Raw genomic sequence first — 21,065 nt, forward strand, 5'->3', positions numbered from 1 at the left:
GGAGCGCGGGGTGTTACAGCGGCAGGCGGGTGGAGCGGCTGGTGGTGCCGCCGAAGTGGGTCGCGGCGGCTGTTCGCAGGTGTGCTGCTCGGTCGGGTACGGCCGGTGGGAGGGGGCGGGTGGTGAGGGTGAAGGCGGGGGTTTCTGAGCCGTCGACCAGGAGGTGGGCGGCGGCTTGATAGGGGCCCAGGTGGGCGAGGTCGTGGGAGGCCAGGGTGGGGAGGGTGTGTCGTTCGAGGGTGTGGGCATCGCCGGGGGAGGTGTTGAAGAAGACCTTGTTGCGGGCGTTGGCGGCGATGCCTTCGCTCAGGTCGCGGGGGAGTTGGGCGAGGTGTTGGTGGGCGAGAGTGAGAGAGAGCCGGTAGCCGCGGGCCTCGGCGAGCATGTCTTCCAGGGGGTAGGGGAGAGTGAGGAAGTTGTGGCATTCGTCGAGGTAGAGCCCGGCGTCGATGCGGGTGTGTTCTGGAGTGCGGGCGCGGGCGGCGGCGGCCTGCCAGGTCTTGGCGACCACGAACGAGCCGAGGAGGCGGGCGGTCTCTTCGCCGAGGGCACCTTTGGGCAGGCGGGCCAGGAGGATGCCGCCGTTGAGGACGTCGTCCAGGTGGAAGGTCGATTCACCGCCGGCGATGGCGGTGCGGGGGTAGGTGCGCAGGAGGAAGGCGCGGAGTTTGTTCATCACCGGGCCGACGACCGCCGCTCGTGAGGGTTCGCTGAGCGTTTCGTACCAGGCCCAGAAGCCGCGCAGCACGGGGTCGGTGATCAGGGGGAGGACGCGCAGCCGGTAGGCGGACTCGCCCAGGAGCCGGGGGATGTCGGCGAGGGTGACGATCTGGTGCTGGGCGTGGGCGTGCAGGAGGAGGGTGAGGCAGGCGGCGCGCATGATGTCGTCGGTGCGCGGGCCCCAGAAGGCGGCGAAGATGCGGCGGAAGATGCCGGTGATGTTGTCGACGATGACGTCGATGTCCGCGCCTTCCAGCACGTTCAGGCAGGGCGGGGCGTGCGGGTCGTCGGGGTCGAGAAGGATCAGCCGGTCGGCGCACTGCTCGGGGAGGCGGTGCAGGAGGTCGGTGACCAGATCGCCTTTGGGGTCGATGACGATGGTTCCGCGACCGGCGGTGACGTCGTCGAGGACCATGTTGGCGATCAGGGTGGACTTGCCCGAGCCGGTGGAGCCCATCAGGTGCAGGTGGTGCCGTGCGTCGGCGACCTTCAGGCCGATCGGGCGTCGGCGGCCGGTGTCGGACTGCCCCAGGGGCTTGATCCCGGCGCCGGGAGCGGGGGTGGGGATGGCGGGTGGGGGCAGGACGGAGCGTGCGCCGGCCCGGACGAGCCCGGGGGCGTCGGGATCGAGGGGCAGGTGGGCGAGCGCCGCCAGTTCCGGGACGGACAGGAGGTCTCCGCGGCGGGGGAACCACCGTCCGTCCAGCAGCGTGTGGGGGTGGTGGATTCGGGTGCGGGCGAGCCAGTTGCGGGCGGCGTAGAGGGAGAAGGCGGTGGCGAGGGCATGGGCCCGGCCCCGCAGCCGCTGACGAATCTCTTCCGGCTCCGACTTCTCCGGTTTCGCGGGGGCGAGGCAGGTGGCGTAGCGGAGGTCCACCTCCCATTGCGGGCCGGCGAGCTTGTTGACGGTCTGTCGTACCTCGGCACCGTGTGAAGGGTCCGTCGGGAGCGGGTGGGTGCGTTGCGGGGCGCGCGTGAGCAGGTCGAAGACCGCGCCGAGCCGGGAGGGGTTGTTCCCGCCCCGCAGACGCCGGGCCGCGCGGCGGGCCCGGCGCAGGCGCCTTCCGGTGGCGGGCCGGGCGAGAACCTGGACCAGGGCGGTTTCGTCGGGGTCCATGCCGGTGGCGGCTTGCAGCAGGGCGCGCAGCGGGTCGGTGTCGTGGTCGGTGCGCAGCGGCAGCACCTCGGGACGGGCGAGGCGGAGTCGGCCGGTGGTGGTGAGGTGGCCGGTCGGGATGGCCGCGGGCGGTCCGGCCAGGCGGGTGTGGGCGCCGGGCCAGGCGGCCTCGACGGCTCGGCGCACGAGGGCGGTGGGGACGGTGGTGGGCAGCCACAGCCGGACGGTGAGCCCGTCACTGTTCCACGCGTACTCGAACGCCACGTGCGGTTGGCCACCGAACACGCGTCGCCACCAGGGACGGAGGAGTCCGGTGAGCTGGCCCCACAGCACCTCACCGCCGCTTTCGGCGACCTTGGGCGGGGCGAGGATGGTGATACAGCGGGCGCGGTCGGCGAGCGCGACGTTGCGTCTGCGGCGCCATCCGGCACGGGCCACAGGGACAGCCGCGGCGATGAGCGACCCTCCGGCAAGGAGCCAGGGCCACGATGTGGTGGCGAGGCCGAGGGCGGCTTGCGTCAGCCCGGTCCAGGCGGTCTCTGGATTGGTCAGATAGCGGCCGAGCGGTCCGTCGACGGAGTTCGTCGGTACGTAGGGAGTCAGCATGCTGCCTCCCCGGTGGGTGAGTCACCGTACGGGTCCAGAGCGTCGTCGTCGGGATCGGTGGAGTCTGTGGCGAGAGCGGTGGCGAGTTCGGCCGGGTCGGTGGTGACGACGGTGTGTTCGGCCGGTGAGGCAAGGGCGTAGAAGGCGGCTTTGTGCCGACCCGCGAGCAGTAGCGCACAGCCCCGTTCGGCCGTGAGCAGGAAGTCCCGCTCGCCGCGGGAGAGCTGGAAGGCGGCGGTGATCTGGTCGATGGCTTGGGGAGCCTGGCGCAGCAGGATTTGGGTGGCGGCGTTGGACACGATGGCTCGTCCCAGGTCGCTGGCCAGGACGTCGTCGGCGTCCTGGGTGACCACCGCCAGACCGGCCCAGTGTTTGCGGGCGGCCTTGGCCATGCGGAAGAGGAACTGCGCCCCCGCGCCGTGACTCATCAGCCGCCATGCCTCGTCGACCACGACCAAGCGCTTACGGCGCGTCGTGGGCTGGGCGACCTGGCGCCAGGTGACGTCCAGGGCGAGCAGCATCCCGGCTGGGAGCAGTTCCTCGGGGAGCTGCCGCAGGGAGAGGACGACGAGGTGGCCGCTCGGGGATGTGGTGGTGGGGCCGTTGAACAGGCCCGCGTGGCTGCCGGTGGTGTACGGGGCGAGGCGTTCGGCGAGCCCGGCGCTCTCCGTGTCAGCCCGTTCGCGCAGGACATGGGCGAGGTCGCCGAGAAGGGGAGCGGGGCGGTGCCAGGTGTGCGGGTCGGAGGTGATCCCGGCGCGTTCGTAGGTGGTCAGGATTGCTGTGTCCAGTACGGCCTTCTCGGTCGCGGTCGGCTCGGTGCCGAGCAGGACGGCGAGGAAGGTGTGGAGGAACAGTGCTCGGCGGGTGAGCGCATCAGCGGTGTGTTCGATGCCGGTGGGCAGGTCGAAGGGGTTGAGGCGGACACCGGACGCGCCGAGCCGGAGGACGGTGCCGCCGACCTGTTCGGCCACGCGCAGGTACTCGTCTTCCGGGTCGACAACGAATGCTTCGGTGCCGGTGCACAGCTGCCGCAGCAGTTCCAGCTTGGTCAGGTAGGACTTGCCGGCGCCGGAGCGGGCCAGGGTGATGGAGTTGTAGTTGTCCTGGGCGAAGCGGTCCCACAGCAGCAAGGAGGAACTGGCTGCGTTGACGCCATACAGCACCGCCGAGCCCGCCGGTCCGGGGGCGGGGGCGGGGAGGTCGGGGGAGGCGAAGGGAAAGCAGGTGGCCAGCGCGGTGGTATCGAAGGTGCGGCGCACGGCGAGGGTGTCGATGCCCAGCGGGAGGGTGGCAAGCCAGCCGGGCAGTGCCCGGTAGGTGGCCGGGACGGCCGTCAGCAGCAGGGACTCGGCGACCGCCCGGACCGAGGCCACTTCCTCCGCGAGGCTGCCTTCGTCGGGGGCATGGACGGTTACGTACAGGCCGACCCGGAAGAGCTTGCCTTCGCCGCGGGCGATGCGGTGGGCCAGTTCGGCGGCGTCGGCGGCTGCGGCCTCGGTGCCCGGGTCTTCCAGACGGCCCCGGTCGAAGCCGGTGCGGCGGCTGGATTCCAGGCGAGCGCGCTGCTTGCGCAGGGAGTCGGCCGCGACGGGGGTGGGCACCGGGTCGATGTGGAGGGCCACGTCCAGGTGGCCGGGGTAGGTCAGCAGCGGCTGGAGCCAGCCGGGATGGACCTCGGCCGGGTAACCGGTAATGATTAGCGTGGCGGCCAGGTGCCCGCCGACTTGCAGGTAGCGGGCCCGCACCTCGACGGCCTCTGGGCCCAGCCCGGTGAACACTTCGCGGCCCGAAATCAGGGACGGTTGGCGGCTTCGGCGGGGCCACTGGAGCAGTGCGCGGACGGTCACGGTCATCCCTCTCCTTCCGTGTGATCCGCTGTGGCCTGGGCGAGGAAGCCGCGGGGGTCTGGGTCGGTGAGGGCTGTAACGGCCTGGTCCCGGGTCAGGGCAATGGTTTGGATGTCGGCGGGGGCCAGTGCGCGGTCGGCCTCCGCGATGCGGTGCCGGGCTCGGGCCGGCCCGGTTCCTGTGCGGTGGCGAGGGGCCGGGCTCTTGGCCGGTTCCCGTGCGGCGATCAGGGTCTGGCGGGTCAGCAGGTCACTGTGGACCGCGAGTTCCTGGAGAAAGGCGGCGTGGTCGAGCGCGGCGCGCTCCAGAGCTGGGTGGGGCAGGTCCGGTGCGGTCTGGGCGAGCTGGTCGACCAGTGGGGCGGGGTCCAGGCGGCGGGCGCGGATGAGGATCTGTGTCGGCCCGGTGAGGGAGTTCAGCCACCGGGCGAACGCCCCGGTGAGGGCTTGTTGCTCGGCTCCGGACCGCAGGTCGAAGTTGACCGGGGAGCAGGTCGCGAGCGCGGCGTACCCGTCCCGTCCCAGAGCGAGGATGCCGGAGTCGAGGACCTCCTCACACGGCATGTCCAGCACTCCGGGCGTCGGCCCGCCTGCGCCGGCGAGCCCTGTCGGTACGGCGTCGGGCAGCGCAGGGATGCCCTCGGGCGCCTGTAGACGCCGGTTGGGGGAACGCCAGTGCGCGAGCGCGGCGAGGGCGAAGCGGTCCAGGGAGATGCCGTCGCGGTGCCCGAGGGCCAGCGCGATCATCACGGACGCGATCGGCGTCACCAACGCCATGTAGGCGAGCGGCGCGAGGAATGGGTGGGTGGCGTAGTAGCCGAGCAGCAGCACCCCGGCCGTTCCGGCGAGGAGAGCGGTCTGCCGGGCGGTGAGCGGCCCCAGCACGCGGTCCGGACGGTCGATGTCGGCAGGGATATGGGCGGAGCACAGGGCGTCGCCGTCTTCCGCACGGTCGGGTGTCATGCCGTCACCTCCTGCGGGTTCGCGGTGCCGGGGGCGTCGGGTTCTCCAGTGGGAGGCGCAACTGGACCGGCCGCGAGGGGCGAAAGCGGACCCGCTCGACACGGATCGGCAGCACCGTTTGCCGACCGCCCGGCGGGCGCGGTGCGGTGGCCGGTGCCGGCGTACTGCTGCCGCGCGACGGGCGGTCGGCATCGCCGGTCAACGGTGTCTGCGCCGGGTGACCGGGCTGTCCCGGTGGGGGCGTTCTGGAGGTAACCGGTGGCAGTTGCTGTCCGTTCCGGCTTGCCGGCGAACGGGGAACGCGATGCGAGGGGGAAGAGCCTGAGGGGCCGGGAGAAGGAGAATGCACAGCGGTGCCTCCTGGGGGCGGTGGTACCCCGCCCGTCCCCGGCGGTGACGGCGGAGCGGCGGGAGACGGCGGGGGAGGGGGAGTGCCAGGGCCCGGAGGCGTTGCGCCGACGGGACCTCCAGGGCGGCCAGGTGGGGGAGGAGGCCCCGGTGACTGGCCTGGTCCCGGCGGTGTTGAGCCCCGGCCGGGGCGGACGAAGGGATTGCGGGTGGGAGTGGTGCCGCGGAAGACGCCGCGCATGATGTACGCCAGCGCCACCGACCGCAGGAGCCGCAACGGCAGCGGTGTTCCGGGCATGCTCACGGGGGTGGAGCGGAAGATGACGCGGGCGGACCAGCCGGGAATCTTCACCAGCACCCAGAACAGGCACAGCCCGGCGAGCAGATTGCTGAGCTGGGAGGGGTTGGGAATGCCCCACAGGAAGTTGTCCGGCGCGAAGTACAGCTTGAGCCCGACGACGAAGACGGTGGACTGGGCGAGCTGGATCACCAGGCAGCCGGCGGTCGCACGCCACCACAGCCGGGCGATGCCGTCCGTCAGGGGCAGGGCGTGGCAGGACAGGGCCAGCGGTGCACAGGCGGTGAGGACCGCGATCAGGGTGATGCGCACCGTGTAGCCGATCAGTACCCCGAAGACGAGGGCCAGCATGATCAGGCCGAGGATCAGCCCGTACAGGGTGCCCTTGCCCGGCAGAAGGAGTTGACCGAGCAACTGCTGGGCCACCCCCTTGCCCGAGATGGTGGTGTTGCCCAGCACGGCCTGGGAGACCGCGTTGGCCAGGGTGATCGCTTGGTCCAGGACGGTCAGTGAGCTGATCGCGGCGACGATGCCGATGACCAGGCGGGGTGCGATCTGCTTGAGCCTGTAGCGGGTCTGGATGGTCTCGTGCCCCATGACCAAGACCCCGCCGACCAGGACGAACAGTACGTAGGCCGCTGCGGCGGTGGCCAAGGAGGCGGTCCACAGCTCGGTCAGCGCCGGGTTGTCGGTGACGTCAGGGGTGGACAGCAGGGTGTTCCCCAGCAGCGCGAAGACGGGCCGTTGTGCCTGCTCGATGAACATCCCCAAGAACGAGGCGAGCGCGTCTGAGATCAGCTTCGGCAGGTCGAGGAGATCACCCAGCCAGCTCCCACCGTCCGCCTCTGTTTCCGGATACGGGCCCGGGGACGGGGTGGGACCTGGGGACGGCGCGGGGGAAGCGTGACCACTGCCGGTGTGTGGCGGAGAGAGCGAGGAGGCGGGCGGGGAGGGGCCCGGTCCGGGTGGCGTGGAAGGAGCCGCGGGGGAAGGCGCGTCCGAAGATGGGGCACCGACAGGGCTGGGCCGGGGCGCCGGATCGGCCGGAGCGGTCATCGCAACGGGGGCAGTGGCATGGGCTGTCCCGCCGCCGACAGTCGATGCCAGGGTGAAGGCGAGGAGTGTGGCGGCGAGGAGTCGGCTCAAGGCGGGGGCCCGGGGGGTCATGGGCTGCCGACGATGGATTTGAGGACGGCGACGATGACCGGGGCGAGGACCGCTAGGCCGTAGCCGATGCCGGCGGCCCGGATGGCGCGCTTGGCGGAGTCGACTTCGCTGGGGTCGCCCCCGGCCAGCAGGTACCGCAGGCCGCCGATGGTGAGGATCAGGGTGGCCAGCCCGGCGAGGATGCCCATGATCCAGTTGCGCAGGTTGGTGATGACCTGGGGGATGGTGTCCACCGCCCACACCGGCGACGCCGTGAAGACCACGATCGCGCACGCCGCGGCGGCGGCACCCAGGACGGTGCCGGTTCTCCGGAACGGTTGAAGCGGGTGTGAGGGCTGGCGGGGCGGAGACATGACGGCACCTCCGGCACGTCAGAGAACGAAAGGGCTGGCGAAAGTCGGTGGAGGGGGGTTCTCCCGGGGCCCGAGGGGCGCTGCGGCGCGGCACCTCCTTGCGAGGGTGTGCGGCAGACGGATCTCGGTGTCAGCACGAGAGGCGTGCCCGGGCCCCGGGAGAATCCGGGTGAGGTTTGCCGTCGGGGCGCCCCGTGGCGAAGGACCTCACCCGTCTATGGACGTTTCCGGGACGGCGGGTGCCAGCCGGTCACCCCTGCGGCGGAACGTGCGGGCGATGGCGCAGGGCCTGGCCGAGGGACTGCTCGGCGGCGGCCCGCTGCCGGAAGACCGTTCTGCGGCTGACCCCGCGCTCAGCGGCGATCTCGTCGACCGGGGTGAGGTCGAGCCGGGTGCGGGCGATCAGGTCGGCGTCCTCCGGCGTGACGATCTGGTCGCCGACGGCCTGCCACAGCACGGTGTACTCGTCGCGGTCCGAGCCGGCCGGTGCGGGAGCGAGCGGCGGCAGGTCGGTGACGACCTCGCCGCCGCCCCGGCCGACGTGCCGGGCCCGGGTCTGGCGCAGCTGGCGGTGGGCGGCGCGGTCGGCCGCCCGGATCAGCTGGCGGGCCAGCTGCGGGTCGGCCGGGTCGGTGCCGGCCAGCTCGGCCATCAGCGCGGTCAGGGCCTCCTGCTCCACCTCGGCCGCATCGAGCTGCGGCAGCCGTGGCAACCGGGCCAGTGCCCTGCGCAGCGCGGGGACGGCGAACCCGCAGGCCACCGTCGTCCACGGCGCGCCCTCTCGGCGCGCCCGGACGGCCACCCAGCTCCAGACTCGCGCCCGGGTCTCAGGGGTACAGGAGGGGTGGGCAAGACGGGCGCGGACCTGGTCGACGGGCAGCAGACGGTTGGTGGGGTGGTCGGTGAAGAGGGTGGCGGGGACGGTTACGGGCTTGATTCCGCGGGCGAGGGACAGGAAGGTCGCGTCCAGCGCGGCCAGCGGCGAGGGGGCGGGCGTCGGGGAGGAGAGGTTGCGGTGCATGGTGCGACTCCTTCAAGGGAGGCGACGACGTGTGGACAGTCGCCATCGCGCCAGGCGCCCCTGCCACCACCGCGCCCTTCCCCGACCACTTCCGGACCCCTTGCTCGGCACCGGACCGCCACGTCCGGGCCATCGGGACCGGCTCGCCGGTGGCTGATCCGCCGCTGAGCAGGAGAGATCTTCTGCTCGAGCCGGGCAGGTGGAAGCCGCGAAAAAATCTTGAAGAAAATCTTTGCGCGTGTGGATCGCGCTGGGTTCGGCGGAGAGCTCCCGCAGCATGGCGGGGCGGTGGCGAAAAGGGCTTTGACCTGCGTTTTCCTTGCCTGGTCTCGGTGTTGAGCGGCTTTCTGGGACCAGAGAGGTGAGCACGCAGCCATCCGTACTGTGCGGCCGTGGCTGTGGCACTGGTGGGCCCGGTTTTGTCCATAGAAGGTGTCAGCACGAGACGGCAGGCGCCGTCGGCGCACTCCCATGACCTTCAGCCACCGTTGCGCTCCGACACAGCCCACCCGACCGCACGCCGCGCAGCCCCCGGCCGCCATCTGGTTCCCCGAACAGCCCACGCCCGCTGCGACGGACGAAGCCACACCGGTGGCCGCAGGGTCCACCGTCCTGCCGGACTGGGCCATCGACCGCATCCGGGACGAGTTCACCCGCCCCCGCCTGGCCGACCAGCCCCTGCTGCCGCTGCTGCGCCTGACCATCCCCGACGCTCGGCCGGGCATGGATGCTCGCACCCGCGTCTCGGGGAAGCACCTGGGGGCGATGGCCCGCCGGGCGGTGATCCTCGCCGAACTTCACCCCGACGCCCTGCCCACCCCACCCACCGGCGTCCACCCCGACTCGGTCCAGCACGATGACTGGCCGGGTTTCTTCCACCGCGCCCACCAGTTGCTCGCCGGTGGCGGTCTGCTGCTGATCGCCGCTCGGCAGCAGCGCACCGCCGGACGGCTGTGCGACCCGCTCGGCGCTCTGGTCGCCGGCGCCCGTACGGCCGGGTTCACCTACCTGCAGCACATCATCGTCGTCCACGGCCACCTGCACGGCGACCGCATCGAGGCCACCCCGCCGCCGGGCGCGCCCCCTGGCCTGGTCCACAGCGACCTGCTCGCCTTCGCCACCGACCAACGGCACTGAGCCCAGCCCCTCACCATCCCGTCATCTCTCGGAGGGTTCCCATGCCTGCTTCCGTCTGGCTGACTGCCCAGACTTCGGCCCCGGCCCAGCGCGCCGACCGCTACGTTGCCGGTTCGGCCGCTCACCCGGCCAAGATGCTCCCGGCCATCGCCGCCCAGGCCATCGCCCACTACACCGCCCCCGGTGATCTCGTGCTGGATCCGATGTGCGGCATCGGCACCACCTTGGTGGAAGCCGTCCGCACCGGTCGCCACGCGCTCGGAGTGGAGTACGAGTCCCGCTGGGCCCAGCTCGCCGCCCGCAATGTGGCCCGCGCCACCCAACGCGGTGGCACCGGGTCCGGCGAGGTCTACTGCGGCGATGCCCGCAACGTCCTGGACCTGGTCCCCGACGAACACCACGGCCGCGTCGCTTTGGTGGTCACCTCCCCGCCGTACGGGAACTCGCTGCACGGTCAGGTGCGCTCCAGCCGGGAGACCGGGGAGCGCGGTGTGGTCAAGCACGACTACCGCTACGGCAGCGATCCGGCCAACCTCGCCCACGCCGGCACCGACGGCCTCCTGTCCGGTTTCACCCGGATCCTCGCCCACTGCCGGCATCTGTTGCGGCCGGGCGGCACCGTCGCCGTCACCGCCCGCCCCTGGCGCGAACGCGGCGAACTGATCGACCTGCCCTCCGCCGTCCTGGCCGCCGGTGAGCAGGCCGGGCTGGTACCCGCCGAACGCTGCGTGGCGCTCCTGGCCGGCGTCCGGGAGGGCCGGTTGATCACCCGTCCGTCGTTCTTCCAGATGAAGAACGTCCGCACCGCCCGCCGCCTAGGGCTCCCGCTCCACCTCATCGCCCACGAAGACCTGCTCATCTTCACCGCCCCGACAAGCCATCGGCGGCGCCGCGCGGCACAAGGGCCGGCGCATCCGCCCATGCACGCCACCTGCTGATGGCCAAAGAACCAGAAGGGCCTGGTGGGCACCGGCCGGATGGCCTTGACAATGTGGCCGGAGTGGAGCGTCCATCGTCGCCGGTCGGTCCCTCCGGGCCGTCCACCCAGGGCCCGGTGAGGGAACGCGCGGACAAGCAGCCCCCGCTGACGGTGACCGTGCGGTACGTCGCGGTCGAGGGCAGTGACGGCCAGGCGCTCCAGCAGCGTCAGACCGTCGCGCTCCACCAGACCCTCATCTGGCTCGCCGCCCACCCGACAACGGCCCCCCGGCAACCATCCCGAGCTGGCGGCCATTAGCCGAAAAGTAGGAACGCCCATGTCCACGGAACCAGGCCCGTTCATGTCCCTCGCTCCATCGCCGCCGGGCCTGCCGTGGTCGCCACAGGAGCCGGGCCGGCCGGTACCGGAAGCCCCGGTGCCGGTCGCCTGGCTGGGTCGCACCTCCACCGAGGACACCCAGGACCCGACCTTGTCCCTGCCCCGCCAACTGCGCAACGCCCGCGCCGCCCTCCCGCCCGGCTGGGTGATCGTCGCCCACTTCTACGACGTCGAGTCCGGCCGCAAGGACCTCGACGCCCGCGGCCACGGCACCGCCCACGAACGCTTCAACATCCCCATCCCCCGCGACGGCGGCATCAGCGACCTGCTGAGCGAAGCCCACGCACCCGACCGCCGCTTCGCCGCGGTGATCTGCGAGTCCATCGAACGGGTCGCCCGGCGCACCTACTTCGGCACCAAGATCGAACACGAGCTGGAACAGTGCGGGGTGGCCCTGTGCGCCGCCGACGAACCGATCCTCACCAACAGCCGCGCCAAACGCGCCACCCCCACCCTCACCCGGCGGGTCAAGCAGGCGGTGGCGGAGTGGTACGTGCTGCAGATGCTGGAGCTGTCCTGGGACGGCTTCATCGAACACGTCCAGCAGGGCTGGAACGTCGGCAAACCGCCCTACGGCTACCTCGCCGAACGCGTCCCCCACCCCGTCCCCGCCAAGCGCGAACAGGGCCTGACCAAACACCGCCTCATCCCCGACCCCGCACGCGGACTGGTAGTCACCGAGATCTTCCGGCTGCGCGCCCTGGAACGTCTCGGCTACCAGAAGATCGCCGACCGCCTCAACCAGGACCTCACCACGTACCCGGCGCCGGTCGCCAACCGGCCCGAGGCCACCATCGGGCTGTGGACCGTGCAATCCGTGCGCGGCATTCTGGAGAACCCCAAGTACACCGGCTACCAGGTGTGGAACCGCAAGGCCCGCAAGAAGCGCGGCAACCAGCTCAATCCCGTCTCCGAATGGATCTGGTCACCCCGCCCGGTCCACGAGCCCCTGGTCACCCGCCAGATCTTCGACCTCGTCTGGCGCAACAAGAGATCCCGGCAGGGCTCGCGCAGCGGCTCCGAGCCCAACATCCACCCCGCCACCAAGCGCACCTACCCCTTGCGCTCCTATGTGCGCTGCGCGCTGTGCGGGCGCCGCATACACGGCAAGACCAGCAAGGGCCTGCCCTACTACGTCTGCTACCGCGACGACGTCCACCACCGCAACGCCGACTGGTTCCCCCAGCATCCCAAAGCTCTGTGGGTCAGCGAGAAGATCCTTCTGGGCGCGGTCCACTGGTTCTTCGGCGAACACCTCCTCGGCCCCCGCCGTACCGAACACCTCCGCGCCCAACTGGCCGCCGCAGTCACCGCCTCCGGCGACGACGACGCTCAGCGGGCCGAACAGCTCCGCAAGGACATCCAGACCACCGAACGCCGCAAACAACGGCTCCTGGAGGAACTCGACGAAACCGAGGACGACGGCGACCCGGACACCACCCGCGAATACCGCCGCAGCATCCGCCAACGCTTCGACCACCATGAACGCAAACGCCGCGAGCTGCTCACCCAGCTCAAACAATACGAGCAGAGCGCGAATAGCGACGAGGGGACCAACCCGGATCTCATCGACGCGCTACCCCGGCTCGGCACCAGCCTCGCCAACCTGCCCGAGGCCGAGCAGCGCCGCCTGTACGATGCCTTCCGGCTGGAAGTGCACTACCTACGTCCCCGGCGCGAAATCCAGCTCCACGTGACCGTCCCGGCGGCGACGGCCCACGAGCTCGGCCGCTTGACCAGGGATGTGATTGCGCCGCTCACATCGGCCGGGGAGGGGGCTGACCAGCCATGTTCTGTGCGCCCCCGGGAGAACGCGGACGGACGGCCGGGCCGGACCGCCGCACCCGACCGTCCGGGCCCCAGCGTCCGGACCCCGATCGCCCGGCCCCCGGACCGGGATCGTCCGGGCCCCAGCGTCCGGACCGGGATCGCCCGGCCCCCGGGCCCCGGCACCCGGCCCCGTACGACGACACGTGAACGGCACCTGAACGCACCACCCGAAGGGCGAAGGGGGCGGCCCCATGAGGACGGCCCGCCGCGGGCCCCCGCGGCTGCTCCTCCCCCTCCTCCTCGCCGCACTCGTCACCGTCCCCCTGGCCGGCGCCGTCTACGAGCACCGCGTCGCCGCCCGCCCGTACGGCGACCGTCTGACCCTCGGCCCGGCCGCGCCGGAGACCGCCGACCACCGCCCGCCGCGCCTGGCCGTCGCGGGCCGGGCGGTACGCGCGTACGCGCCCGGGGGCGGCGGGATCCGCTGGACGTACGTCCGCCCGGGCCACCACCCCCTCGTCGTCCGTGCCGCCGCCGGCCACGCGTGGACGCTCTGGAGCGACGGCCTGCTCACGGACGTCGGCCTCCCGCCCCACGGCGCCCCAACCGTCGGCGTCCCGCCCCACGGCGCCCCAGCCGACGACACCCCAGCCGGAGCTCTCCCGCCCCACGGCGCCCCGCCCCACGCCGTCCCGCCCCACGGCGCCTCAGCCGACGGCCTCCCGCCCCACACCGTCCCGCCCCACGGCACCCCCCGCACCGAACGCCACCAGCACGACCCGCAGACACCCCACGAGACCGTCCGCTGGCACCGGGGCGTGCCCGAGTCCGCGGACTGGCTGACGGGCCCGGCCGCCCGTCGCGGCGCCGGCGTCCTCCAGCCGCTCGACCCCGCGGCCCGGATGCTCGCCGTCGTCACCCCGGGCCGGATCACCGCCTACCGCACGGCGGACGGCGACCTGCGCTGGGTGCTGCCCGCCCGCCCCGGCTGCGCCTTCGCCCCGCACCGCTTCCTGCGCCGCGCCGCCGTCCTGCTGATCGCCCAGCCCTGCCGCGCCACCGGGCCGCGCCCGGCGCCGGACGAGGCGGTGCCGTGGACGGCCGAGATCGTCCCCGTCGACGCCTTCGGCCGGATCGCCCCCGGACGCGCCCCCTTGGGCAACACCGCCGGCGACCGCCCGGCCACCGTCTCCTCCGCGCTGCCCGCGGTGCCGCCGACCACCCCGGAAATCCGGTTGCAGGCCACCGTTAGACTGGTTCGTATGGCAATTCTTCTCGGGCATTAGACGGCGAAGGCCGCCCGCGGCCCCGCTTGTGCGGCGGGTGTGTCACGCGGGCCGCGTTCCGCACCGTCCTTCCGCCGTTTCCGCCGTCCTTCCCTGCCCTGGAGTCTTTCCGTGATCACCGCTTCCGGCCTTGAGCTGCGCGCCGGCGCCCGTGTCCTCATCGAGTCCGCGTCCTTCCGCGTCGCCAAGGGCGACCGCATCGGTCTGGTGGGCCGCAACGGCGCGGGCAAGACGACCCTGACGAAGGTCCTGGCCGGCGAGGGCATCCCCGCCGCCGGCACGGTCACCCGCTCCGGCCAGGTCGGCTACCTCCCGCAGGACCCGCGCACCGGCGACCTGGACGTGCTCGCCCGGGACCGCATCCTCTCCGCCCGCGGCCTGGACGTCGTCCTGCGCAAGATGCGCGAGAACGAGGACCGGATGGCCAACGGCAAGGGCGCCACCCGCGAGAAGGCCATGAAGAAGTACGAGCGCCTGGAGACGGAGTTCCTCACCAAGGGCGGGTACGCCGCCGAGGCCGAGGCCGCCACCATCGCCGCCAGCCTGGGGCTGCCCGACCGCATCCTCGGCCAGCCGCTGCACACCCTCTCCGGCGGTCAGCGCCGCCGCGTCGAACTGGCCCGCATCCTCTTCTCGGACTCCGACGTCCTCCTCCTGGACGAGCCGACCAACCACCTCGACGCCGACTCGATCGCCTGGCTGCGCGACTACCTGAAGACCTACCGCGGCGGCTTCATCGTCATCTCCCACGACGTCGACCTCGTCGACACGGTCGTCAACAAGGTCTTCTACCTGGACGCCAACCGGTCCCAGATCGACGTCTACAACATGGGCTGGAAGCTCTACCAGAAGCAGCGCGAGGCCGACGAGCGGCGCCGCAAGCGCGAGCGCGCCAACGCCGAGAAGAAGGCCGCCGCCCTGAACTCCCAGGCCGACAAGATGCGCGCCAAGGCCACGAAGACCGTCGCCGCCCAGAACATGGCCCGCCGCGCCGAGAAGCTGCTGGCCGGCCTGGAGGAGGTGCGCGTCAGCGACAAGGTCGCCAAGCTGCGCTTCCCCGACCCGGCGCCGTGCGGCAAGACCCCGCTGACCGCCGAGGGCCTGTCGAAGTCCTACGGCTCGCTGGAGATCTTCACGGACGTCGACCTGGCCATCGACAAGGGCTCGCGGGTGGTCATCCTCGGCCTCAACGGCGCCGGCAAGACCACGCTGCTGCGCCTGCTGGCGGGCGTGGAGAAGCCCGACACCGGCGAGGTCCGCCCGGGCCACGGCCTCAAGCTGGGCTACTACGCCCAGGAGCACGAGACCCTGGACCCGGACCGCACGGTCCTGGAGAACATGCGCTCCGCCGCGCCCGACATGGACCTCGTCGACATCCGCAAGACGCTGGGCTCCTTCCTCTTCTCCGGCGACGACGTCGACAAGCCGGCCGGAGTGCTCTCCGGCGGCGAGAAGACCCGTCTGGCCCTGGCGACCCTGGTGGTCTCCTCCGCCAACGTCCTCCTTCTTGACGAGCCGACGAACAACCTCGACCCGGCCAGCCGCGAGGAGATCCTCGGCGCGCTGCACACCTTCACCGGCGCCGTGGTCCTGGTGACCCACGACGAGGGCGCCGTGGAGGCCCTCCAGCCCGAGCGGATCATCCTGCTCCCCGACGGCGTCGAGGACCTGTGGGGCCAGGAGTACGCCGACCTGGTGGCGCTGGCCTGATCCGCCTTTCGGGGCGGCCTGCCCAGGCAGCGGTTCTCCGAAGCGGCGATTCCGGAGCCCCGGTGGGCATACGCCCCCGGGGCTCCGAAGTGTCTTACGTGTCCGGAATGCCGCCCAGACGCCGATCCGATCAAGACCGTATGGATCATTCGGCCGACGGGTGATCCATCATCTGAGTGAGAACGGCTCGTACCCCGGCGAGCCTGCGAAGTCGGGTCCCTACCCCCCGGTCCGACCCGCTGTCATATGACCGTATACGGCCTGACCTGCCTTTTCTCTGTGCTCTGTGGTTCGACGGAGCATGGATGGGGTGCGGAATCCTCAATTCCCGGCGTCAATTCCGCGTACCCGGCGGCAAACGATGTCCCACCGACCTTGCTGAATGGGTGGCCAGGAAGCGAGAGAGGGGTGATCATGAGAGTCCAGAGCGCACTTCCCATGAGGAGGCACGGGTGGCCGAGACTCTGAAGAAGGGCAGCCGGGTTACCGGCGCCGCGCGCGAGAAGCTCGCGGCAGACCTGAAGAAGAAGTACGACTCCGGTGCAAGCATCCGGGCGCTGGCCGAAGAGACCGGCCGCTCCTACGGGTTCGTTCACCGGATGCTCAGTGAATCCGGTGTGACCCTGCGCGGTCGCGGCGGAGCGACCAGGGGCAAGAAGGCCGCCTCGGCCTGACCGAGGCGGGCGGACCGCGCTTCCGGGAAAGACAGTGACCACCCGGCCGCTCATGCGGAGCACCGGGTGGTTACTGTTCAGTCACTTACGCACACCAGTGCGGTCGGCTGACTCGGAGGCGCTCCATGACCCTGCTCGACAAGGACGGCGTACGACTCACCGTCGACGACGCGCTCGCCACGGTGACGCTCACGAACCCGGCCAAGCGCAACGCGCAGTCGCCCGCCCTGTGGCGGGCGCTCGCCGAGGCCGGTTCGCTGCTTCCCGGACAGGTACGGGTCGTGGTGCTGCGCGGCGAGGGCAAGTCCTTCTCCGCGGGGCTGGACCGGCAGGCGTTCACCTCCGAGGGGTTCGACGGCGAGCCGTCGTTCCTCGACCTCGCGCGGGGTTCCGACGAGGCACTGGACGCCGAGATCGCCGCGTACCAAGAGGCGTTCACCTGGTGGCGACGGCACGACCTGGTGTCCGTCGCCGCCGTCCAAGGACATGCGATCGGGGCGGGCTTCCAGCTCGCGCTCGCCTGTGACCTGCGCGTGTGCGCGCAGGACGCGCAGTTCGCGATGCGTGAGACGAGCCTGGGGCTGGTGCCGGACCTGACCGGCACCCACCCGCTCGTCGGGCTCGTCGGCTACGCCAGGGCGCTGGAGATCTGCGCCACCGGCCGGTACGTCCACGCGGCCGAGGCCGAGCGGATCGGCCTGGCCAACCTCGTCGTCCCGGCCGCCGACCTCGACGGCGCGGTGGCGGACCTGACGGCGGCGCTGCTGGCCGCGCCGCGTGACGCGGTGATCGAGACGAAGGCGCTGCTGGCCGGCGCGGTCTCCCGTACGTACGAGGAGCAGCGCGCGGCCGAGCGCGCGGCCCAGGCCCGGCGGCTGCGGGACCTGGCGGGGCTGGGGGAGTAGCGGCGGAGCCGGGGCGGGGAGCCCGACCGGGACCGGCGGCCCCCGCGCGCGGTCCGGTGCGGTGGCGGGTGACGGGTTTCGGGTCGCGTGTGGTGACGCGTCCGCGGCGGTCGGTCCGGGTGCGCCGATCGCCCCATGGAGGTCGGCCCTCGTCCGGTGACGGGGGCACGCGCATCCGGGCTCGCGCGTGGCCGGTCCGCGGAGACCGGCCACCGTCCGATGAGGCGGCCCGCCCCTACAGCACCCGTCCCGCCCGGTGCTTGACCGCCCGCAGACGGACCTCCGCGGGCAGGTGGTCCAGCCCGGCCGAGCGGCGGGCGCCCGCCAGCGCCTCGTCGGAGACGCGGGTGAGGACGTCGGCGGGGTCGGCGTGCGGGGCGAGGGTGAGGTTCATCCGGACTCGGGGCTCGCGGCGGCGGCCGGTGAGCAGGGCGCGGGAGCGTTCCACGCCTTCCAGCGACCCGGACTGCGCCTCCAGCACGTCCTCCAGCGCCCGGCCGCGGAGCCGCGCGCCCTGGCCGTCGCCGCTGTCCACCAGGATGTCGCCCAGCCGGTGCCGCCGGAACTGCGACAGCAGCCACCACAGGGCGAGCAGCACGACGACGGCCAGCGCCGCGATGACGACCGGCCACCACCAGCCCTCGCCGGTCCAGCGGGTCCGGTTGTGGTCGCTCAGCAGGACATCGCCGGCCCGGGTCCAGGGCCAGTGGTCCGGCATCCCGAAGTGCCAGCGCCGCGGCAGGTCCAGCCCGCCGAGCAGGACCGAGGCGCCCACGCCCAGCAGGATCAGGCCGATCAGGGCCAGCAGGACGCGGTTGACCGCTCTGAGCACCTTGTGCATCGTCCGTTCACTCCTTCGCCGATCGCCGGACCTTCACGGACAGCGAGCGCCGGCGGGCGAGCCCGAGTTGCCGCAGCCCGTCCGCGAGCGCCGTCTCCAAGTCGTGCCGGACCTCGTCCAGTTCGCGGAAGTGGGAGACCGCCCGCGCCTTGACCTTGCGGCGGCCCACCGACGTCCGTACGGACTGGATGCCGGGGACCTCCATCGCCCGGTCGCGCAGCACCAGGGAGGCGGCCGAGCGGTCCAGCCCGGCGCGGACGTCCGGGGAGCCGCGGCGCATCGCGTACACCCGGCGCAGGCCCGGCGTCAGCGCCAGCACCAGGAGCCACAGCCCCAGGGCCATGGCGACGGCGGCGCCGGTGATCACCCACACGTCGTCGAGATGACGGGTGGCCAGTTCGTCGGCGAGCCGCTTGCGCCAGGACATCGCGGGCCGGTTCGCGCGGACCGCGGCCACGTCGTACAGCAGCAGCCCGGCCGCACAGAGCAGCACCAGCGCCACCAGACCGGCCGGGACCCGCCGGGTCCCCCAGAAACGGCCGCGCTTGCCCCCGTTGTCGACGACCTCGTGCGGACGGTCCGGCTCGGCGCGCTCCGGCGGGGCGGCGCTCGACCCGCCGCCGTCGCGCCCGGGTCCGCCGTCCCGCCCCTGTCCGCCGTCGTCCTTGTCCAGCGTCGGCAGCCGGCGGGTGTCCGGGCCCTCGGGGCCCTCGGTGGCGTCGCTCATCGCACGCGCCCCTTGCCCGACCGCTCCCACTGCGGCGTCAGCAGCCGCTCCACCTGGACCGCCACCTCCGGCACCTCCATCCCGGCCAGCACCCGCACCCGGTCGGCGACCTGACGGCGCACCGCGCCGCACTGGGCGCCGATGTCGCAGGGGTAGCCCAGCTCCACCGTCACCCGCACCCGGGCCTCGCCGAAGTGCGGCCGGCCGACGCCGCGCCGTACGGTCACCGTCGCGTGCGCGTCGGTGTCGGCGGTGGAGGCGTCACGCAGCGCGTCGCGGGCCGCCTGCGCGGCGATCTTCGCCACGACCCGGTCCGCGACCCGCGTCGAACCGCGCTCCCCCGCCGCGACGGACGGGGCGGCGGGCGGGGACACCGTCGCCACCGGGCCTCACCGCCGCTTGTCGCGGTCGCCGGAGCGGCTGCGGAAGAACTCGCCCGCCTCCAGGTCCCCGTCCGCGAACTTCCCGATCACGAAGCCGATGGCGCCCAGCGCCGCCACCAGCACGAACGCGCCGAAGCCGCCGAAGTATCCGGCGAAGCCCAGCGCCATCCCGGCCAAAAGGCCCACCACCGCCATGTTCATCACCGCGCTCCTTCGCTGCCGTCGGCCGGCCCCGTCCTACCGGGGCCCGCGCTCGTCATCACCGGACCTCGCGCTCGTCGTCGCCCGGCCCCGCGATCGCCGTCACTGGAGCTTGCGCTCGTCCTCGTCGTCCTCGTCCTCGTCGTCGGGCAGCTTCACGTCGCTGACCGCGATGTTGACCTCGACGACCTCCAGGCCCGTCATCCGCTCCACCGCGGAGATCACGTTCTCCCGCACGGAGCGCGCCAGGTCCGCGATGGAGACGCCGTACTCGACGACGATCTCCAGGTCCAGCGCGGTCTGCGTCTCGCCGACCTCGGCCTTCACCCCGCGCGTGACGGCCTTGGCGCCGCCCCCGCCGGGCACTCGGTCGCGCACCGCGCCCAGGGTGCGGGAGAACCCGCCGCCCATCGCGTGCACGCCCACCACATCGCGCGCCGCCAGCCCCGCGATCTTCTCCACGACGCCGTCGGCGATGGTGGTCCGTCCCCGGGACCCGGGGTCGCCGCCGCCCCGCTTCCCGCCCAAAGTCTTCTGGCCCTCGCCCTGTGACTCCCGGCCGGAGGGGTCGGACTGGTTGCGCTGTGCGGTGTCGCTCATCGCCGATCATCCCTTTCTGAGGGGAGGAATCGTCCCTGTGCGCGAGGGGAAGAGGTCACCCCGCTCCGTTCACCACAGTAGGTGGGGTTCCCCCGGCGCGCTCCGGGGATGCGGCAGAGGAGTGCACGCGGCGGGGCCGTTCGGGTGGGTCGCCCTGCCGGTCCGTTGGGCGTGCGGCAGGGTGGGAGGACCGTAGGGAAAGGGGTGACGGCCAGTGGCCGCGAACCAGTTGGTACACGCCGTCCGGCAGCAGCTCGGCATCGGCCGGATCCTGCCGCTGGGTGGTCCCGCGGACGGGGCGTGGATCACGGAGCGGGCGGCGGCCGGCGCACTGCGCGCCGCCGCGCGCCCGCTGACCGGCGTCCGCGTCGACGCGCTCCGGCTCTCCCTCGCCGACCCGGACGCCGCCCCGGAGCCGTCCGTCCCGCCCCCGCCCAGCGCCCTGCCGCCGGGTCCGCTGCGCGTCGAGGCGGAGTTCGCCGCCACCGCCGCCCGCCCGGTCCCCGCGGTCGCCGCCCTGCTCCGCGAGACGTTGCTGACCTGCGCGGGAGACGGCCTGGGGCTGGTGGTCGCGGCCGTCGACCTGCGGATGACGGAGCTTTTGGACGAGCTGCCGGAGGAGGACGGGCCAGGGGAGGGGGACGAGCCTCCGGAGGGCTCGGCGGCGGACGGTGCCCGGGACGAGGACGGTTCCGGGGCGTCGGCCGACGCGTTGATCGCCGCGATCCGGCGGGTCCCGGGGGTGACCAGGACGGCGCCCGCGCTGGGCGGCCCGTCCCGGGGGGTGCGGCGGGAGGGGGATCACGCCTTGGTGCAGGTGGCCGTGTCCGCGCGGCGGCGGGCGCTGGACGTGGCGCTCGGGGTGCGGGAAGCGGTCGCGGCGGCGGCCGGGGCGCCTCTGACGGTGGCGGTGCTGGTCACGGGGGTGGACCGGGTGGGAGACAAGGGGCGGGGGTGAGGCGCTGAGCTGGGGGGGGCGGGGGGCCCGGGCGACAGGAACCGGGCCCCGCCCCCCACGCGGTCGCCCCCGCGCAGAAACCCCCGGGGGCGGCCCCCGCCCCCCGGGGGAGG

General features: G+C 72.7%; 20 protein-coding genes and 1 pseudogene. 9 read left to right on the forward strand and 12 right to left on the reverse strand.

Annotated features, from left to right (window positions below; translation table 11 throughout):
- Positions 1-13: 13 nt before the first annotated feature.
- From ABZX96_RS33840 to ABZX96_RS33865, 6 genes are all read right to left on the reverse strand, one after another.
- A complete protein-coding gene (locus tag ABZX96_RS33840) occupies positions 14-2,443 on the reverse strand; it encodes a type IV secretion system DNA-binding domain-containing protein (protein ID WP_355551987.1) in 2,430 nt (809 codons plus the stop codon).
- A complete protein-coding gene (locus ABZX96_RS33845; protein WP_355551990.1) occupies positions 2,437-4,299 on the reverse strand; it encodes a conjugal transfer protein TraC in 1,863 nt (620 codons plus the stop codon). Before ABZX96_RS33845 ends, ABZX96_RS33840 begins: the two co-directional genes overlap by 7 nt.
- On the reverse strand, positions 4,296-5,255 hold the full coding sequence (locus ABZX96_RS33850) for a PrgI family protein (protein ID WP_355551993.1): 960 nt from the start codon (positions 5,253-5,255) through the stop codon (positions 4,296-4,298). The genes ABZX96_RS33845 and ABZX96_RS33850 overlap by 4 nt, the downstream gene beginning before the upstream one ends.
- A 4-nt stretch (positions 5,256-5,259) precedes the next feature.
- A complete protein-coding gene (locus ABZX96_RS33855; protein WP_355552001.1) occupies positions 5,260-6,666 on the reverse strand; it encodes a hypothetical protein in 1,407 nt (468 codons plus the stop codon).
- A 398-nt stretch (positions 6,667-7,064) separates the two neighbouring features.
- Complete coding sequence (locus ABZX96_RS33860) at positions 7,065-7,421, reverse strand: pilin (RefSeq protein WP_355552004.1); 357 nt, start codon at positions 7,419-7,421, stop codon at positions 7,065-7,067.
- A 250-nt stretch (positions 7,422-7,671) separates the two neighbouring features.
- Positions 7,672-8,442: a hypothetical protein gene (locus tag ABZX96_RS33865; RefSeq protein ID WP_355552007.1), complete on the reverse strand. Its 771-nt coding sequence runs from the start codon at positions 8,440-8,442 to the stop codon at positions 7,672-7,674.
- A gap of 591 nt (positions 8,443-9,033) precedes the next feature.
- Here ABZX96_RS33865 and ABZX96_RS33870 point away from each other — a divergent pair.
- The 4 genes and pseudogenes from ABZX96_RS33870 to ABZX96_RS33885 form a co-directional block, all read left to right on the forward strand.
- Positions 9,034-9,579 carry a hypothetical protein gene (locus ABZX96_RS33870; protein WP_355552010.1) on the forward strand — a complete coding sequence of 182 codons (546 nt, stop codon included), beginning with the start codon at positions 9,034-9,036 and terminating at the stop codon, positions 9,577-9,579.
- Positions 9,580-9,620: 41 nt separating this feature from the next.
- Entirely contained in the window at positions 9,621-10,517 is an 897-nt protein-coding gene (locus tag ABZX96_RS33875) for a DNA methyltransferase (protein WP_355552013.1), read from the forward strand.
- Between the two features lie 116 nt (positions 10,518-10,633).
- Entirely contained in the window at positions 10,634-10,816 is a 183-nt protein-coding gene (locus tag ABZX96_RS33880; protein ID WP_355552016.1) for a hypothetical protein, read from the forward strand.
- A gap of 583 nt (positions 10,817-11,399) precedes the next feature.
- Positions 11,400-11,831 (forward strand): annotated as a pseudogene (locus tag ABZX96_RS33885) (recombinase family protein); the annotation flags it as partial.
- Here ABZX96_RS33885 and ABZX96_RS33890 read toward each other — a convergent pair.
- Complete coding sequence (locus ABZX96_RS33890) at positions 11,823-12,419, reverse strand: hypothetical protein (RefSeq protein WP_355552019.1); 597 nt, start codon at positions 12,417-12,419, stop codon at positions 11,823-11,825. The pseudogene ABZX96_RS33885 and the gene ABZX96_RS33890 overlap by 9 nt on opposite strands.
- A gap of 499 nt (positions 12,420-12,918) precedes the next feature.
- On the opposite strand from ABZX96_RS33890, the gene ABZX96_RS33895 reads away from it, so the two are divergent.
- From ABZX96_RS33895 to ABZX96_RS33910, 4 genes are all read left to right on the forward strand, one after another.
- Positions 12,919-13,953: a hypothetical protein gene (locus ABZX96_RS33895; RefSeq protein ID WP_355552022.1), complete on the forward strand. Its 1,035-nt coding sequence runs from the start codon at positions 12,919-12,921 to the stop codon at positions 13,951-13,953.
- Between the two features lie 111 nt (positions 13,954-14,064).
- Positions 14,065-15,663, forward strand: a complete 1,599-nt coding sequence (locus ABZX96_RS33900) for an ABC-F family ATP-binding cassette domain-containing protein (RefSeq protein WP_355552024.1) — start codon at positions 14,065-14,067, stop codon at positions 15,661-15,663.
- 452 nt (positions 15,664-16,115) lie between these two features.
- The gene (locus tag ABZX96_RS33905; protein ID WP_030021347.1) at positions 16,116-16,337 is read left to right on the forward strand and encodes a helix-turn-helix domain-containing protein; all 222 of its coding nucleotides are present in this window, start codon (positions 16,116-16,118) and stop codon (positions 16,335-16,337) included.
- Between the two features lie 125 nt (positions 16,338-16,462).
- On the forward strand, positions 16,463-17,242 hold the full coding sequence (locus tag ABZX96_RS33910; protein WP_355552028.1) for an enoyl-CoA hydratase/isomerase family protein: 780 nt from the start codon (positions 16,463-16,465) through the stop codon (positions 17,240-17,242).
- A 235-nt stretch (positions 17,243-17,477) separates the two neighbouring features.
- On the opposite strand, the gene amaP is transcribed toward ABZX96_RS33910, so the two are convergent.
- From amaP to ABZX96_RS33935, 5 genes are all read right to left on the reverse strand, one after another.
- Positions 17,478-18,083: an alkaline shock response membrane anchor protein AmaP gene (gene amaP, locus ABZX96_RS33915; protein ID WP_355552031.1), complete on the reverse strand. Its 606-nt coding sequence runs from the start codon at positions 18,081-18,083 to the stop codon at positions 17,478-17,480.
- A 7-nt stretch (positions 18,084-18,090) separates the two neighbouring features.
- A complete protein-coding gene (locus ABZX96_RS33920) occupies positions 18,091-18,810 on the reverse strand; it encodes a DUF6286 domain-containing protein (RefSeq protein WP_355552034.1) in 720 nt (239 codons plus the stop codon).
- On the reverse strand, positions 18,807-19,193 hold the full coding sequence (locus tag ABZX96_RS33925; RefSeq protein WP_355552037.1) for a hypothetical protein: 387 nt from the start codon (positions 19,191-19,193) through the stop codon (positions 18,807-18,809). The genes ABZX96_RS33920 and ABZX96_RS33925 overlap by 4 nt, the downstream gene beginning before the upstream one ends.
- Before the next feature lie 6 nt (positions 19,194-19,199).
- On the reverse strand, positions 19,200-19,394 hold the full coding sequence (locus tag ABZX96_RS33930; protein ID WP_355552040.1) for a hypothetical protein: 195 nt from the start codon (positions 19,392-19,394) through the stop codon (positions 19,200-19,202).
- 102 nt (positions 19,395-19,496) lie between these two features.
- Positions 19,497-19,994: an Asp23/Gls24 family envelope stress response protein gene (locus tag ABZX96_RS33935; protein ID WP_355552043.1), complete on the reverse strand. Its 498-nt coding sequence runs from the start codon at positions 19,992-19,994 to the stop codon at positions 19,497-19,499.
- 214 nt (positions 19,995-20,208) lie between these two features.
- On the opposite strand from ABZX96_RS33935, the gene ABZX96_RS33940 reads away from it, so the two are divergent.
- Positions 20,209-20,952 carry a hypothetical protein gene (locus tag ABZX96_RS33940; protein ID WP_355552046.1) on the forward strand — a complete coding sequence of 248 codons (744 nt, stop codon included), beginning with the start codon at positions 20,209-20,211 and terminating at the stop codon, positions 20,950-20,952.
- Positions 20,953-21,065: the final 113 nt, after the last annotated feature.

Source organism: Streptomyces sp. NPDC003077 (assembly GCF_040611095.1).
GTDB lineage: Bacteria > Actinomycetota > Actinomycetes > Streptomycetales > Streptomycetaceae > Streptomyces.